This is a genomic window from Collinsella sp. wc0583 (assembly GCF_046116915.1).
Lineage (GTDB): Bacteria > Actinomycetota > Coriobacteriia > Coriobacteriales > Coriobacteriaceae > Collinsella.
Map to the genome: position 1 here is coordinate 124,166 of NZ_JBJXBN010000003.1, position 14,771 is coordinate 138,936.

Annotated in this window: 12 protein-coding genes and 1 tRNA gene; 11 read left to right on the plus strand and 2 right to left on the minus strand. The window is 59.7% G+C overall.

All coding sequences use genetic code 11. From position 1 onward, the window contains the following. Window positions 1–3: 3 nt before the first annotated feature. The 9 genes from ACKUUJ_RS03430 to ACKUUJ_RS03470 all read left to right on the plus strand — a co-directional run bounded on the left by ACKUUJ_RS03430 (window position 4) and on the right by ACKUUJ_RS03470 (window position 9,383). Entirely contained in the window at window positions 4–594 is a 591-nt protein-coding gene (locus tag ACKUUJ_RS03430) for an ECF transporter S component (protein WP_409064674.1), read from the plus strand. Then, window positions 591–2,495 carry an energy-coupling factor transporter ATPase gene (locus ACKUUJ_RS03435; RefSeq protein WP_409064675.1) on the plus strand — a complete coding sequence of 635 codons (1,905 nt, stop codon included), beginning with the start codon at window positions 591–593 and terminating at the stop codon, window positions 2,493–2,495. Before ACKUUJ_RS03430 ends, ACKUUJ_RS03435 begins: the two co-directional genes overlap by 4 nt. Next, window positions 2,495–3,295: an energy-coupling factor transporter transmembrane component T family protein gene (locus tag ACKUUJ_RS03440; protein WP_409064676.1), complete on the plus strand. Its 801-nt coding sequence runs from the start codon at window positions 2,495–2,497 to the stop codon at window positions 3,293–3,295. The genes ACKUUJ_RS03435 and ACKUUJ_RS03440 overlap by 1 nt, the downstream gene beginning before the upstream one ends. A gap of 30 nt (window positions 3,296–3,325) precedes the next feature. Continuing rightward, the gene (locus ACKUUJ_RS03445) at window positions 3,326–3,772 is read left to right on the plus strand and encodes a pyridoxamine 5'-phosphate oxidase family protein (protein ID WP_250786722.1); all 447 of its coding nucleotides are present in this window, start codon (window positions 3,326–3,328) and stop codon (window positions 3,770–3,772) included. A 54-nt stretch (window positions 3,773–3,826) separates the two neighbouring features. Further along, window positions 3,827–4,237, plus strand: a complete 411-nt coding sequence (locus ACKUUJ_RS03450) for a pyridoxamine 5'-phosphate oxidase family protein (RefSeq protein ID WP_409064677.1) — start codon at window positions 3,827–3,829, stop codon at window positions 4,235–4,237. Between the two features lie 257 nt (window positions 4,238–4,494). Beyond that, window positions 4,495–5,565 carry an N-acetyl-gamma-glutamyl-phosphate reductase gene (argC, locus tag ACKUUJ_RS03455; RefSeq protein WP_409064678.1) on the plus strand — a complete coding sequence of 357 codons (1,071 nt, stop codon included), beginning with the start codon at window positions 4,495–4,497 and terminating at the stop codon, window positions 5,563–5,565. A 135-nt stretch (window positions 5,566–5,700) separates the two neighbouring features. After that, complete coding sequence (gene argJ, locus ACKUUJ_RS03460; RefSeq protein ID WP_409064679.1) at window positions 5,701–6,969, plus strand: bifunctional glutamate N-acetyltransferase/amino-acid acetyltransferase ArgJ; 1,269 nt, start codon at window positions 5,701–5,703, stop codon at window positions 6,967–6,969. 81 nt (window positions 6,970–7,050) lie between these two features. After that, window positions 7,051–8,031, plus strand: coding sequence for an acetylglutamate kinase (gene argB, locus ACKUUJ_RS03465; protein ID WP_117583122.1), 981 nt, complete (start codon window positions 7,051–7,053; stop codon window positions 8,029–8,031). Window positions 8,032–8,099: 68 nt separating this feature from the next. Next, window positions 8,100–9,383 carry an aspartate aminotransferase family protein gene (locus ACKUUJ_RS03470; RefSeq protein ID WP_368136023.1) on the plus strand — a complete coding sequence of 428 codons (1,284 nt, stop codon included), beginning with the start codon at window positions 8,100–8,102 and terminating at the stop codon, window positions 9,381–9,383. A 509-nt stretch (window positions 9,384–9,892) separates the two neighbouring features. Here ACKUUJ_RS03470 and ACKUUJ_RS03475 read toward each other — a convergent pair. Both ACKUUJ_RS03475 and asnB read right to left on the minus strand, forming a co-directional pair. Next, window positions 9,893–9,968 (minus strand) — tRNA-Val (locus ACKUUJ_RS03475). A gap of 57 nt (window positions 9,969–10,025) precedes the next feature. Then, window positions 10,026–11,894 carry an asparagine synthase (glutamine-hydrolyzing) gene (asnB, locus tag ACKUUJ_RS03480; RefSeq protein WP_215694626.1) on the minus strand — a complete coding sequence of 623 codons (1,869 nt, stop codon included), beginning with the start codon at window positions 11,892–11,894 and terminating at the stop codon, window positions 10,026–10,028. Window positions 11,895–12,326: 432 nt separating this feature from the next. Here asnB and ACKUUJ_RS03485 point away from each other — a divergent pair, with 432 nt between their 5' ends. Both ACKUUJ_RS03485 and ACKUUJ_RS03490 read left to right on the plus strand, forming a co-directional pair. Next, window positions 12,327–13,811, plus strand: a complete 1,485-nt coding sequence (locus tag ACKUUJ_RS03485; RefSeq protein WP_409064680.1) for a Mur ligase family protein — start codon at window positions 12,327–12,329, stop codon at window positions 13,809–13,811. Window positions 13,812–13,842: 31 nt separating this feature from the next. After that, complete coding sequence (locus ACKUUJ_RS03490) at window positions 13,843–14,754, plus strand: HAD family hydrolase (RefSeq protein ID WP_409064681.1); 912 nt, start codon at window positions 13,843–13,845, stop codon at window positions 14,752–14,754. Window positions 14,755–14,771: the final 17 nt, after the last annotated feature.

Sequence of the window (14,771 nt, forward strand, 5' to 3'; positions counted from 1 at the left end):
CTTATGTCTGAACAGTCGCAGCATATCCATTTTGAGAACACGAATAGGTGGAGCACCAAACAGCTCGTAACCATGGCGCTTATGTGTGCCCTGGGCGCGCTCTTTATGTATGTGCAGCTGCCCATTCTTCCTTCGGCGCCGTTTTTGACGTATGACCCGTCGCTGGTGCCGGCGATGGTGTGCGGGTTTGCATATGGCCCCGGTGCCGGTACCGCTGTTGCCGCCATGGCGATCGTCATCCATGCGCTCACTACGGGCGACTGGGTCGGCGCGCTTATGAACCTGGTTGCCACCCTGGGCTACATTCTGCCCGCGGCTATCGTCTACCAGAAGATGCATACCTATAAGGGTGCCGTGATTGGCCTGGTGCTCGGCGTTATTGCCGCTACGGCGTTGTCTATGGCCGCAAACCTTACCATTGGCGTTTGGTTCTGGTATGGCTCGGTCGATGTGATCGCCCCGCTCATGCTTCCTGCCGTGCTGCCGTTCAACCTTATCAAGACCGTGCTTAACTCGGTGTTGACGCTGGCGGTGTATAAGGCGGTCTCCAACCTCATCACGCCTAAAAAGGACCAGGTCAAAGGCCGCGCATGATTGAGTGTCGGGGCGTTTCCTTTAGCTATGACGGTGCCGTACCGGCACTCGACGGTGTCGATCTGAACATTGAGGACGGCGAGTTTTTCTGCATCCTCGGTGGCAATGGGTCGGGCAAGTCGACGTTTGCCAAGCATCTGAATGCACTGTTGCAGCCCGATGCGGGCACGGTGCGTATCAACGGCATGGATGCGTCCGACCCCGAGCTGGTCTACGACATTCGTTCGACCGCGGGCATGGTATTCCAGAATCCCGATGATCAGCTGGTAGCAACGCTTGTCGAAGATGACGTTGCGTTTGGTCCCGAAAACCTTGGCGTGCCATCGGCGCAAATTGCGCAGCGCGTACGCGAGGCGCTGAAGGGCGTGGGCCTGGTGGGCTTTGAGCGCCATGAGACCCACGCGCTTTCGGGCGGCCAAAAGCAGCGCGTGGCGCTTGCCGGCGTGCTCGCCATGGAACCGCGCGTGCTCATATTGGACGAGGCTTCTTCGATGCTCGATCCGCGTGGGCGCAAGGGCCTTATGAAGGCTTGCCGCGCGTTGCACGATCGCGGTATGACCATCGTGATGATTACGCACTTTATGGAAGAGGCCGCCGAGGCCGATCGTGTCGCGGTGTTTCGGGCGGGGCGCGTTGCCATGCTCGGTACGCCCGAGGAAATCTTGACGCGGGCAGACGAACTTGCGCAGCTCAACCTGGATATGCCGGCGTCGTGCTGTCTGGGCAGGTCGCTTCGTGCGAAGGGCGTGCCCGTTTGCGCGCAGGTGCGTGAGGCGGATATGGTCGCCGAGATTGCACAGGTTTATGCCGAGCGGAGCGGGGCGGACGTCGCAGCACAGCCTTCCGCATCCGATTCTCGTATGCTTGACAATGGATCCTCTGCGGCCGATGGGATGGCCGCGTCGGAGCCCGTTATCGAGATTTCGCATCTCTCGCATAGTTACTCGCTGAGCGCCCGCGAGCGCCGTCGATGGCACAAGCGCTCGACCACTGCGGACGCATCGAGCAAACAGGCTCTTTGGGGTAACGATCCAAACAGCCCCTGGGCGCTACGTGATGTTTCGCTGACGGTGCGCCGCGGCGAGTTTCTGGGCCTGGCGGGTCATACCGGCTCGGGTAAATCGACGCTGGTTCAGCATCTCAACGGGTTGATTCGTCCGCAGGAGGGAAGCGTTTGCGCGCTGGGGCTCGACCTATCAAACAAGAAAGACGCCGCCGCGGTTAAGGCCAAGGTCGGCGTGGTGTTTCAGTATCCCGAGCGCCAGCTATTTGCCGAGACCGTGGCGCAGGACGTGGCGTTTGGCCCGCGCAACCTTGGCCTGCCGCAAGACGAGGTTGCGCGCCGTGTCGCATCATCGCTTGCGCGCGTGGGTCTCGACCTTGCCGCGATAGGCGACAAGAACCCCTTTGAGCTTTCGGGCGGCCAGCAGCGCCGCGTGGCGTTTGCCGGCGTGCTCGCCATGGAGCCCGAGGTCCTGGTACTCGACGAGCCCATGGCGGGGCTCGATCCGGCTGCGCGCAGGGATTTCCTGGGGCTCATCGATCGGCTCCATCGCGAGGGCCTGACCGTTGTCATGGTTTCGCACAGCATGGATGACCTGGCAAATTGTTGTGACCGTATCGTTGTGATGAACGAGGGCGCCGTTTTTGCCGAGGGAACGCCCGCGCAGGTGTTTGCGCGCGCGAACGAGCTCAAGTCGATCGGTCTAGGTGTTCCTGCCGCTCAGCGTATGGCGTTGGCACTTGCTGGGACTGGCGTGCCGCTGCGCTTCGACAAACTCTATACGGTTGAGTCGCTGGCCGATGAGCTGGCCGGCGTGCTGATGGGCCGTGCGGGCAAGCCCGCGGACGCCCTGTGCCAGGTCGATTCCAAGATGCCCGCGCGAGAGGAGGGCTGCTAATGGAGGCGTTTTCGTTTGGTAGCTACTATCCTGGAGATAGCGCGGTCCATCGACTGGACCCGCGCACCAAGTTGCTCCTAGGGTTCGCATTTCTGATCACCGTGCTCACCGTTGGCAGCTTCCGCGGGCTGGTGCCGGTCGCAATGTTTGTCGCGCTGGTCTATGTCATGGCCCGGGTGCCGTTGCGCCGGGTCCTATCATCGATGGCGCCGCTACTGGCGATTGTCGTGGTGGTCGCGGTGCTCAACCTGTTTTCCGATCAGAGCGGCCGCATCCTGTGGCAGCTTGGCTTTTTGCAGGTGAGCGAGGGCTCGCTGCGTTCTGCTGCGTTTGTGGCGTGCCGCCTGACGTTGATGATGGCCGGCATGAGCGCCATTACACTCACCACGCCGACGCTCGACCTCACCACGGGTTTTGAACGTCTGCTCGCACCATTTGCGCGCGTGGGGCTTCCGGCGCACGAACTCGGCATGATTATGGGTATCGCGCTGCGGTTTATGCCGCAATTTGCCACCGAGATGAAACAGACGGCCGATGCACAGGCAAGCCGCGGCGCGCGCGTGACGGGCGGTCCGCTCGGCGGTGTGCGCATGCTCGGCAGTGTGGCGATTCCGCTGTTCACCGGCGTGTTCCGTCATGCCGAGACGCTTTCGGCCGCCATGGATGCGCGCTGCTATCACGGCGAACAGGGACGCACGCGTCTGCATGCGCTTACGTTTGGCCGGGGGGATGCACTGGCCGCGGTGGCGATGGCGCTGCTGGTGACATGCGTTGTCGTTATCAATCTTCAACTTGTCTAAGCTCGATTCGAGCGCAAGAAAGGGGTCTCTATGACCGACATCGATCGCACGGCTCAGCTCGAGCGCGCCTGCTCGTATCTCAGGCGCATTCCGGCGTGGTATCTTGCCACGACCGATGCGAGCGACGGGTATCAGCCCCGCGTGAGGCCGTTTTCGTTTGCCATGGTCGATGACGGCAAGCTGTGGTTTTGCACGTCGCGCGACAAGGACGTGTGGGCGGAGTTGAGCGCGAATCCCAAGTTTGAGGTATCGGGCTGGAAGCCGGGGGAGTGCTGGATCGTGTTAACTGGCGAGGCCGCGCTCGAGGACGATGCATTCGTGAGCGACAAGGTGCGCCAAGCGGGCTTTAAGCACATGGTGGGCATTGGCGAGCAACACGATAGTGCCAACGACGGCCGCCTTGCATTCTTCTCGGTCCGCAACATCGCTGCGCGGTTCTGCGATATCGACGGCAGCGAAGAGCTCCTCGAGCTCTAATTTCCCAAATTGACTACCCATTCCAAAAAGACTGGTCAGGTGACAGGAGGAAACGTGGACGGATTGAATACAGTGCTGGAGTATCTGACGTCGGTGCCGGCGTGGTATCTGGCGACGAGTGTGGACGGGCAGCCGCATGTGCGTCCGTTCTCGTTTGCACAGATTCAGGACGGCAAGCTGTGGTTTGTGACGGCGCGCACCAAAGACGTGTGGCAGGAGCTTCTGCAAAACCAGCGCTTTGAGGCCACGAGTTGGTGGCCGGGCCATGGTTGGTTGATTCTGCGCGGGCGTGCGGGGCTGGAAGACCGGGCTTCGAGCGAAATGCGCGAGGCCGGATGGAAACATCTTGAGCGCTTGAGCGAGCACTATGAGGGGCCTAACGACCCCACGCTCGTCTTCTTTAGCGTCGAGGATCCCGAGGCATTTATCTGCAATCACGACGAATGGGTGCCGGTCGAGTTCTAGCCAGCTGGCTCATCCCAACAACTTAGTCTTCGCATGGGCGGGCCCCGTGTTGACCGGCACCGTAAGGAGTGCCGGTCAATACGGGACCTGCTCTATTTGTCAATTCCTTCAAGCGAATGTGTCGGGAATGTTTCAATGCATGAACATGCAAGCTATTTACGTATTCATGCATCTTTTGGTGCTAAAGTTTCAACCCACTTCATAACGACCGCTGCGAAATGCGCATCGGTGCATAAATCGCAGACAAGGAGTCTGATATGTCTTTGAAGGTTGGAATCGTCGGCGCGGCTGGATATGCCGGAGCCGAGCTCATTCGCCTCGTGCTCGGCCATCCCGAGTTTGAACTTGTTGCCATTACGTCCAACGCCGATGCCGGCCAGCCGCTGTCCGCGGTGTATCCGAGCTTTGCTGGCGTGAGCGACCTGGTTTTCACCACACATGACGCCCCCGAGCTCAAGAGCTGCGATGCGGTCTTTCTTGCCGTGCCACACACGGCTGCCATGGCACAGGTGCCCGCGCTGCTTGCCGCGGGCGTTTCCTGCTTTGATCTTTCGGCCGATTACCGTCTGAGCGACGCGTCCGTCTTTGAGGCATGGTATGCCGCCGAGCACACGAGCCCCGAGCTGCTCAAGACACGTGCCTTCGGCCTGCCCGAGCTGTTCTGCCAGGACTTAGAGACCGCTGCTTCCGGCCATGCCGCCGGAAAGCCCGTTTTGGTCGCCTGCGCCGGCTGCTATCCCACCGCAACGAGCCTTGCTACCGCTCCTGCCGTGCGTGCGGGCTGGGTGGCAGAGAACGGTCCCGTAATCGTCGATGCCATTAGCGGCGTGACGGGCGCCGGTAAGTCCTGCAACGCCCGCACCCACTTTTGCAGCGCGGACGAGAACCTGGAAGCCTATGGCGTAGGCAAACATCGCCATACGCCCGAGATTGAGCAGATCCTGGGCCTGACCGGCCGCATTGTCTTTACTCCGCACCTGGCACCGCTCAAGCGCGGCCTGCTCTCTACGGTGACGCTGCCGCTCGCGCCGCAGGCCCTCGACACGCTGACTCTTGAGGATGTCGTCGACCATTACAAGAAGTTTTACGCCGGTCGCACCTTTGTGCGCGTGCTCGATGCCGGCCAGCAGCCCAAGACGGCTTCGGTCGTCGGTACCAATGCCGCCCAGATCGGTCTTGCGCTCAACAAGCGTGCGGGCGTACTGGTGGCGACGGGCGCTATCGACAATTTGTGCAAGGGTGCTGCGGGCCAGGCGGTCCAGTGCGCCAACATCGTTTTTGGCTTTGACGAGCGACGAGGCTTGCCCACAGTGGCGTGCCCGGTGTAGCACATTCGATTGTTAACGATTTGGTAGTCGGGTATCGAGTTGGGCGCCACTTTTAAGCTGGTCTACTAATTGCGACCGGTATGGCGTGCCAGCCGATGCCCGCTTTTTTATTTGATATAAGGAGTCGTAGGGACGATGAATACCGACCTGATTGATATCAAGATTCGCGCCGTCGAGGGCGGCGTTACGGCAGCGGCCGGCTTTAAGGCTGCAGGTATCCATGCGGGATTCCGGAAGAATCCCGAGCGCTTGGACTATGCACTCGTCGTGCCCGATAAGCCCTGTCCAGGTGCCGGCGTGTTTACGACCAACCGCTTTTGCGCGGCGCCCGTGCAGGTGAGCCGTGCCAACCTGGGCGGTGCGGACAAGGGCTATGGCATCATCGCCGGTGTTTCAATCAACTCCGGCAACGCGAACGCCGCCACGGGCGAGACCGGCCTAGCCTGTGCGCGCGAGACATGCAACATCGCGTCACAGGTCATCGGCTGTGAACCCCAGCAGATCCTAGTTGCATCCACAGGCGTGATCGGACAGATTCTGCCGATCGACACGTTTGAGACGGCCGTTCCGTCCGCCTTCGAGGCGCTCTCCGCTCATGGTGGCGCCGATGCCGCCCGCGCTATCATGACGACTGATACACATTCCAAGGAGTATGCCGTTCGCTATCGCAGTGAGGCTGTGGGCCATGCGGGCAACGCCTATACGGTGGGCGGCATGTGCAAGGGCTCGGGCATGATCATGCCCAATATGGCCACCATGATCGCGGTCATTACTACCGATGCCCCCGTCGAGCCGGCGGCGCTCCACACCCTGCTGCTCTCGACCGTTAAACAGACCTTCAATAAGGTGACGGTCGATTCCGACACCTCGACCAACGACACCTGCATCATGCTTGCTTCTGGCGCTGCTGCCGCAGATGCCGAGGCCATCGTCGAGGGCACTGACGCCTTTGACGAGTTGGCCTTTGCCGTGCACGAGGTGTGCGAGAGCCTGGCGCGCAACATCGCGGCCGATGGCGAGGGTGCGTCAAAGCTCGTGACGGTTAACATTACCGGCGCCGCCAACGACGAGGAAGCCGATATCGCCGCCCGTGCCGTCGCCAACTCGCCGCTCGTCAAGACCTGCATCGCTGGCCACGACTGCAACTGGGGCCGCGTTGCCATGGCGCTCGGCAAGTGCGGCGTGAAGTTTAATCAGGAAGACGTTTCCATCGACATGATGGGCATGCCTGTCTGTCGCGACGGTCTGACTGTTCCCTTTGACGAGGACGAGGCTCTGCGACGTTTTGAGGCGCCCGAGATCGTGATCTCGGCCGACCTGGGCGCAGGCGACGCGGCAACGACCGTGTGGACCTGCGACCTCACGCACGAGTACATCTCCATCAACGGCGACTACCGTTCCTAGATTCCAGGCGCGCTGCGCATCTTGCCGCGATTGCGGACAGTGGAGCACGGCGCGATAACGATACGAAAGACGAGGCAGATTATGAAATTCGCACGCGATTGTCGTTCGAGCGAATCCAACGAAGCAACCGCGCAGCTGCTGTTCGAAGCACTGCCGTGGATTAAAAACCTGACCGGCAAGACGGTTGTTATCAAATATGGCGGAGCAGCCATGGTTGACGAGCAGCTGCGCCGCGACGTGATGAGCGACATCGTTTTGCTCAAGATCATCGGCATGCGCCCCGTCATCGTGCATGGCGGCGGCAAGGCCATCAACGAGGCACTCAGCCACTATGACATCCCTGTCGAATTTAAGAACGGGCAGCGCGTGACTACGCCGGCGACTATGGATATCGTGCGCGAGGTGCTGGGCGGCAAGGTTAACCAGGAGCTGGTTGCTGCCATCAACCACCACGGCAACCTGGCCGTGGGCGTGTCGGGCAGCGATGCCGGCACGCTCATCGCCGAGCCGCTCGACCCTGAGCTCGGTCGCGTGGGCAAAGTGACGCACGTCAACACCGACTATATCGAGCGCTTGCTCGATAGCGAGTACATTCCCGTCATCGCTACCGTCGCGGCGGGGGAGGACGGCGGTTTCTTCAACATCAATGCCGATACCGCCGCCGGTGCCGTCGCGGCAGCGCTTCACGCGCATAAGGCGATCTTTTTGACCGACGTCGATGGCCTGTACAAGGACTTTAGCGATAAGGATTCGCTTATCTCTAACCTAACGCTCGACGAGGTTAACGAGATGCTCTACGGTGGCGAGGTCGATAAGGGCATGATTCCCAAGCTGCGCGCGGCCGTCGATGCGCTTGCCGGCGGCGTATTTCGCGCCCACATCATTAACGGTACCACGCCGCATTCGCTGCTACTTGAGCTGCTGACCGATGCTGGCGTCGGCACCGTGATCCATTCTACCGAGACGGCCTACGAGTTCGATACGCACCCGCACCCGCTTTCGACCTTTGCGGCGCGCCTGACCGAGAACCTCGACGAGGTCGAGAAGCTCCAGACGGTCTAGCCGGCTCGAAATTGCTACGCCATTACGCCCACAGTCCGCGCTACCTGGCGCTTAACGAAAGGTATCTCATGTCACTTGCAGCACAACAATCGCTCGAATCCCACTATGTCATGCACACCTTTGGTCGCTCGCCGGTCGAGTTTGTCGAAGGCCACGGCATGAAGCTCACCGGCGACGATGGTCGCGAATACCTCGATTTTCTTGCCGGCATCGGCGTGTGCAGCCTGGGCCACGGCAATCCGGCAGTGCTGTCGGCGCTCGAGGCCCAGACCAAGAGGCTCCTGCATGTCTCCAACTATTTCTACATCGAGCAGCGCGGCCAGGTCGCGGCGCTGCTGTCCAAGCTCGCTAACGATGATGCGGACGGTGCACGCGTGCTTGCCGACGCGATTGCCGCCGGCGACGAGACCACAGCGGCGGCGCTTGGCGCTCCGGCTGCGGGCGAGCAGGTGTGGGAGACGTTCTTTGCCAATTCCGGTGCCGAGGCCAACGAGGGCTCTATGAAGCTCGCGCGTCTGTACGCCAAGCGTGCCGGCAACGGAGGCAACACCATCGTGTGCATGCGTGGCGGCTTTCACGGTCGTACGCTCGAGACCATTGCCGCGACCATGCAGGATTGGCTGCAGGACAGTTTCCGCCCGCTGCCGGGTGGCTTTGTGGCCTGCGCACCCAACGATGTGGATGAGCTGCGTGCAATCTTTAAGCAGTTGGGCAGTGAAATCTGTGCCGTGATGCTCGAACCGATCCAGGGCGAGAGCGGTGTGCATCCCATGACCGAGGAGTTTATGGCTACGGCGCGCGACTTGGCGCACGAGGTGGGTGCCGTGCTTATTGCCGACGAGGTCCAGTGCGGAATCTTTCGTACGGGTAAGCCGTTTGCGTTCCAGACCTATGGCGTGGAGCCCGACATCATGAGCCTTGCCAAGGGCATTGCCGACGGTGTGCCTATGGGTGCCGTGGTGGCAAAGAAGGAAATCGCCGACGTCTTTAAGCCCGGCGATCATGGTTCGACCTTCGGTGGCAGCTGCTTGGCCATCGCGGCGTGTGCTGCGACGCTCTCCGCGCTTGTGCACGGCGATTATGCCGAGCATGCTGCCAAGGTTGGCGCCTATATGGAGCAGGCGCTGGCTAAGCTTCCGCATGTGGTAGAGGTGCGTGGTCGCGGCCTGATGCTCGGCTGCGATTTGGATGATGCCGCGGGTGATGCACACGACGTCGTGGCCCGTGCATTGGGGGCTGGTGCCGTGATCAACGCTACAGGCGCACATACGCTGCGCTTCCTTCCGCCGCTCGTGTGCGAGGAGGCCGATGTGGACAGCCTGATCGAGATCCTGGCGGGTGTTTTGGCTTAGCGCTATTAGGCATAGCAATTTGAAGCGGGCTCCAGACCGTCACGTGCCGTTTGGCACACGATTGGGCGAACTGGAGCCCGTTTTGCTATCGATTTACCATGGCCGGGATTGGCCGTGTGCAAAAAGTGGTAAATATGAGTACGGGCACTAACTTCGTAACATATAAATTAGTTGTTTTTAGACGAGTTGGGCCACATATGTCCAGTTTTGTAGTTGGCAAATTGGCTTAACTGGACTATCGATCGTCGTTCTAATGCCGGATTTGCCTTTTATGACTTCGAAAACGCTGCTACTAAAAAGGTAGCAGTACTCATATTTGGCATTTTTTGCACACGGGTATTCGCCAAGGGTCCATTTCGCCGCCCGAGCCCCGCTTCGTCGCTCCGCTCCTCGCGTGCTGCGCTGGAAAACGCTTCGCGTTTCCTCAGCTCCGCACCCTGTCGGGTTCGAATCCCATGTACCGGGCACAAAAAAGAAAGGCCTCCATCACTGGAGGCCTAACAATTCAATGGTGGGCGATGAGGGATTCGAACCCCCAGCCTTGTGCGTGTAAAGCACCTGCGCTAACCGTTGCGCCAATCGCCCGCAGGGATTGAGTATAGCGGAAACCCTGCGCTGTTCACCGCTAATTCATAACGAAAACTAAGCGGCGACTTTAGCGCCCTTGTCCTCGTCGATAAAGAAGCGCTTGTACCAAATGAGGAACGTCAGCGTGGTATAGATCTTGCGCTGGTTGAGCGCGCGACCCTTAAAGTGATCGTCGAGCAGTTTCATGAGCGCATCGGTGTCAAAGAAATCAGCAGCCCACGGCGCGGTGAAGTATTCCTTTACGTAGTCGTAATACTTTTGCTCGCGCAGCCAGAACTTGACCGGTACAGGGAAGCCCACCTTCTTGCGCGTTGCCCACTCGTCGGGCAGCGTGCGGTTGGCGGCGTGACGCAGGACGAGCTTGCAGCCTTCTTCGTTAACACGGTAGTTGGCGGGGATGTGCTCGGCAAACTCCATGACCTTCTTGTCCAGGAACGGGACGCGAAGCTCCAGAGAATGCGCCATGCACATTTTGTCGGCCTTGAGCAGAATGTCGCCCGGCAGCCACATGTTCATATCCAGATACTGTTTCTTGGAAAGCTCGCAGCAGTTGGGAACCTGCTTGTAGTACTCGGCGCACATCTCGGCGGCGTTCTTGCCGGTGTCATAAGCGGGCTTGAGCACCTCGTCGACTTCGGAGGGATCGAACACCTTTGCCTGACCCACATACCAGCGCTCGGGAACCTCGGCGCATTTCGTCAGGAAGTTGTGTCCCTTAAAGTAGGGGAGATGCTGAACGAGTGAGCCCAGGGCGCGACGTACGCCGAGCGGCACGCGCTTCTTAAAAGTGCGCATCTCGGGGGTGTCCTCGTACCACTCATAGCCGGCAAACAGCTCGTCGGCACCCTCGCCCGAAAGGACGACGGTGACCTCCTTGGAGGCCATCTGCGCCAGATAGTACAGCGGCACGCTGGACAGGTTCGATTGCGGCTCGTCCATGTGGTACTGGATATCGGGCAGTGCATCAAAGAACTCGTCGGCGGTAATCATCTTGCGCACGTTCTTGATGCCCAGCTTGTCGGAAAGCTCGGCGGCGTAGTTGGTCTCGTTGAAGTTCTTGTAATCGAAACCGACAGAATACGTGGTGTCGGGCATGAGACAGGCGGCAATGTAGCTGGAGTCCACACCGCCAGAAAGGAACGAGCCCACCTTAACATCGGCGATTCGGTGCGCAGCGACGCTTTCGTGCACGACCTTGTCGCACTCGTCCACGTACTCCTCGAAGGTCTTGGAGTTGTCGTCGGTGAAGTCACAGCTCCAGTAACGCTTGATGTCCATGGTGTTGGTCGTCAGGTCATACGTAAAGCAATGCGCCGGGGCAAGCTTGAACACGCCCTTAAAGAAGGTCTCCTCCGTGGCGGGGAATTGCAGCGTCAGGTAGGGGCGCAGCGCGTCGTGGTTGACAGCCTTCTCAAACTTGGGATGGTCCAGGAAGCTCTTGATCTCGGAGCCAAACAGCAGCGAGCCATCGGATGCCTGGTAGTAATAGAACGGCTTGATACCAAAGATGTCACGAGCACCAAAGAGTTTGTTCTTGTTCTGGTCGTGAATCACGAACGCGTACATGCCGCGCAGACGGTTGACCAGGTCCTCGCCCCACTCCTCGTAACCGTGTACCAGGACTTCGGTATCAGCGTTGCAGTGGAAGGCGTAGCCGGCCGCCTCCAGCTCGGCGCGAAGCTCCTGGAAGTTGTAGATCTCTCCGTTGAAGACAATCGTGACCTTGCCGTCGTCGCTCGACATGGGCTGGGCTCCAGCTTCGGAAAGATCGAGAATCGAAAGACGACGGAAGCCAAGGGCAACGTTGTCGACGATATGCTGGCCGCCCATATCGGGACCACGGTGGATGATGCGATTCATCATGGCCGTGAGAACCAGCTCACTCTGTTCATCTGTACCGGTAAAACCGACAAAACCGCACATGCAAGATCCTTTCTGCTGACGGCTCAGGTGTACTGCCGCAAGGATTGCGGCAGCTGATGTCAAATAATCTTTACTATCATGCCAATCTTTTGTTTCGTGATAGGGCATAAGCGCCGAGCGAACCGAAAAAACCACGTCCCGATCTTCAGACGAAGCGGCGGGACGTGGTTGCGAACGCTATGTTAAAGAACAGCGCCCAGAATTCCTTGTTTTTACACGGGGTGAACACTGTTGCCATTTATTAGACCACGGCACAGTCCATGCAATTTTTTAGAAGGCTGTGATGCGCGCAAGGTCAGGTGGCATATTAGGATGGTTGATAATACAGAATGTTTCATCGTTTCTGCCGCGGGACGTCTTCTGCCCTTTAAGGCTGAATTTAGCGAGAGAGGTCTTTGTATGTCGAGTCCGACACAAGAGAAGCTAACTCTGATGCGCTATATAGAGTTGCTCGAGGAAGATGACCTTGTTGTTTCCAGACCGAGCGCTTCGTGCGACCAGCGCATTGAGTTTGCGACTGATGACTCGCGCCAGGTGCGTCCGGGCACGTTGTTTGTCTGCAAGGGCCGTGCGTTTAAGCGCGAGTACCTGCTTTCGGCAATCGCCGATGGCGCCGTGGCCTACGTTTCCGAGGTCGATTACGATGTTGATCTTCCCGCGGTGATTGTGAGCGATATTCGTCGCACGCTCGCCGTGGTGGCAGATGCCTTTTATGGGCACCCGTCGGGTAAGGTGAAGGTCTGCGCCTTTACAGGCACCAAGGGCAAGTCGACCTGCAGCTTTTATCTGCGCGGCATCCTCGCCAACGAGGCCAAGCTTACGGGCTGTCATCGACCCGCTCTTAATACGGGCATTGAGTTCGACGACGGCATCGAGACGGGCCCTTCCAAGCTGACAACCCCCGAATCCTTCCTGCTGCAGTCTCGCATCGCACATGCTGCGGAGGCGGGTGCCCCGTGGCTGGTTATGGAGGCATCGAGTCAGGGCCTCAAATACGAGCGCACGGGCAAGATTGACTTTGAAGTCGGCGCCTTTACCAATATCGGCGAGGATCACATTTCGCCGATTGAGCATCCGACGCTCGAGGATTACTTTGCCAGCAAGCTCAAAATCTTCTCGCAGGGCCGTTTTGCCGTGGTCAATCTCGATATGGATAAGGTCGATCGCGTGCTCGAGGCGGCATCTCGTTGCGAACGTACGGTGACGTTCTCCCTGACCGACGAGCGTGCCGACGTGCTTGCGCTGGCGATTCGCAATGGCGACTGCGGCGTGGTGGCAACGGTGCGCACGCCCCGCTTTACGCGCGACATTGTGATTCCCACGCCGGTTAAGTTCAATGTGTCCAACGCGCTTGCCGCTATTGCCTGCGCCGAGGCCCTGGGCATTTCCGAAGAGGGTATCGTCCATGGCTTTGAGGGTGTCTTCGTTCCCGGCCGTATGGAGCTCTATCCGTCCGTATCGGGCAAAATCTTGGGCGTCGTCGATTATGCACATAACGGCATGAGTCTCGAGACGCTTCTGCGTGACTTACGCGAGAACTATCCCGAGCGCGAGCTGGCGGTCGTATTTGGCGCTACGGGCGGTAAGGGTGTCGATCGACGCACCACGATGGGCATCGCCGCCGGCAAGTATGCCGACCGAATCGTGATTACCGAGGATGACCCCGGCCCCGAGGATGTCGAGGATATTTGCGCCGAGATCGCGCGCAACGTTCAAGCGCAGGGAAATGATAACTGGCAAATCGTGACTGATCGCGTTGCCGCTATCGAGACTGCCGTGCGCGAAACCGTCCGTCCTGCCGTGGTCATCGTGACCGGTAAGGGCGAGGAAGAGCGTATGCTGCGCAAGAACGGAGCCGAGCCTTGTGAGCGCGACGGTTCGATTCTCAAGCGCACCCTTGCGGCGTACGACGCCTAGACCAAGCCCCTTCTATGTAAACGGAGTGACCATGTCCCACAACATCCTGCCGACCGTTGCCGAGCTTTCGGGCGAGATGCGCGAGCGTCTTGCCAAGGTCAAGTATGTCTTTACCGATCTGGACGCCACGATGCTCGCCCCCGGTTCGTGCGTACTGCGCGATAACGACGGCAATCCCTCGACCAAGCTCGTCGAGGCGGTTGTCGCGCTCGCTCGTGCCGGCATCCAGGTGGTCCCCACCTCGGGTCGCAATCGCACCATGATCCATGAGGACGCCCGCGTGCTCGGCCTCAACTCCTACATCGGCGAGATGGGCGGCCTGGTCATGTACGACCTCAAGGGCAACGACTGGGAGTACCTGACGGGCGACATGCCCTACGACCCCGCCTGCGGTCTCACGCCGCACCAGGTGATCGAGCAGACCGGCGTGTGCGAGAAGATCCTTGCCCGCTGGCCGCACAAGATCGAATACCACAACGACATGTCGACCGGCTACAAGTACCGTGAGGTCACCGTCGGCATGCGCGGCGATGTGCCCGACGATGAGGTCCAGGCCATCCTGGACGAGGCCGGCTGCGGTCTGGTCTGGGCTTGCAACGGCCATCTGACTCACCTGTCCAAGCCGACGACGCTCGAGCTTAATCGCGTCGAGGACGGCCGCGCCTTCAACATCAATCCGGCGGGTCTCAACAAAGGCGTTGCCATTGCGCGCTTCTGCGAGCACCTGGGGATCGAGCGCGAGGAGACGCTTGCGCTCGGCGACTCCGAGTCCGACTTCTACATGGCCGACCATGTTGGCATGTTCTGCCTGGTCGAGAACGGTCTGACGAGCGCCGGTGCCCCGGAGTTCTTGGACGCCTGCGACAATGCCTATATTACGCGCGGCAAGATTGTCGACGGTTGGGTGGCAACGGCCGAGCTGCTGGTCGCAGCCCGTTCGTAGCGCGACGCATCACGAGT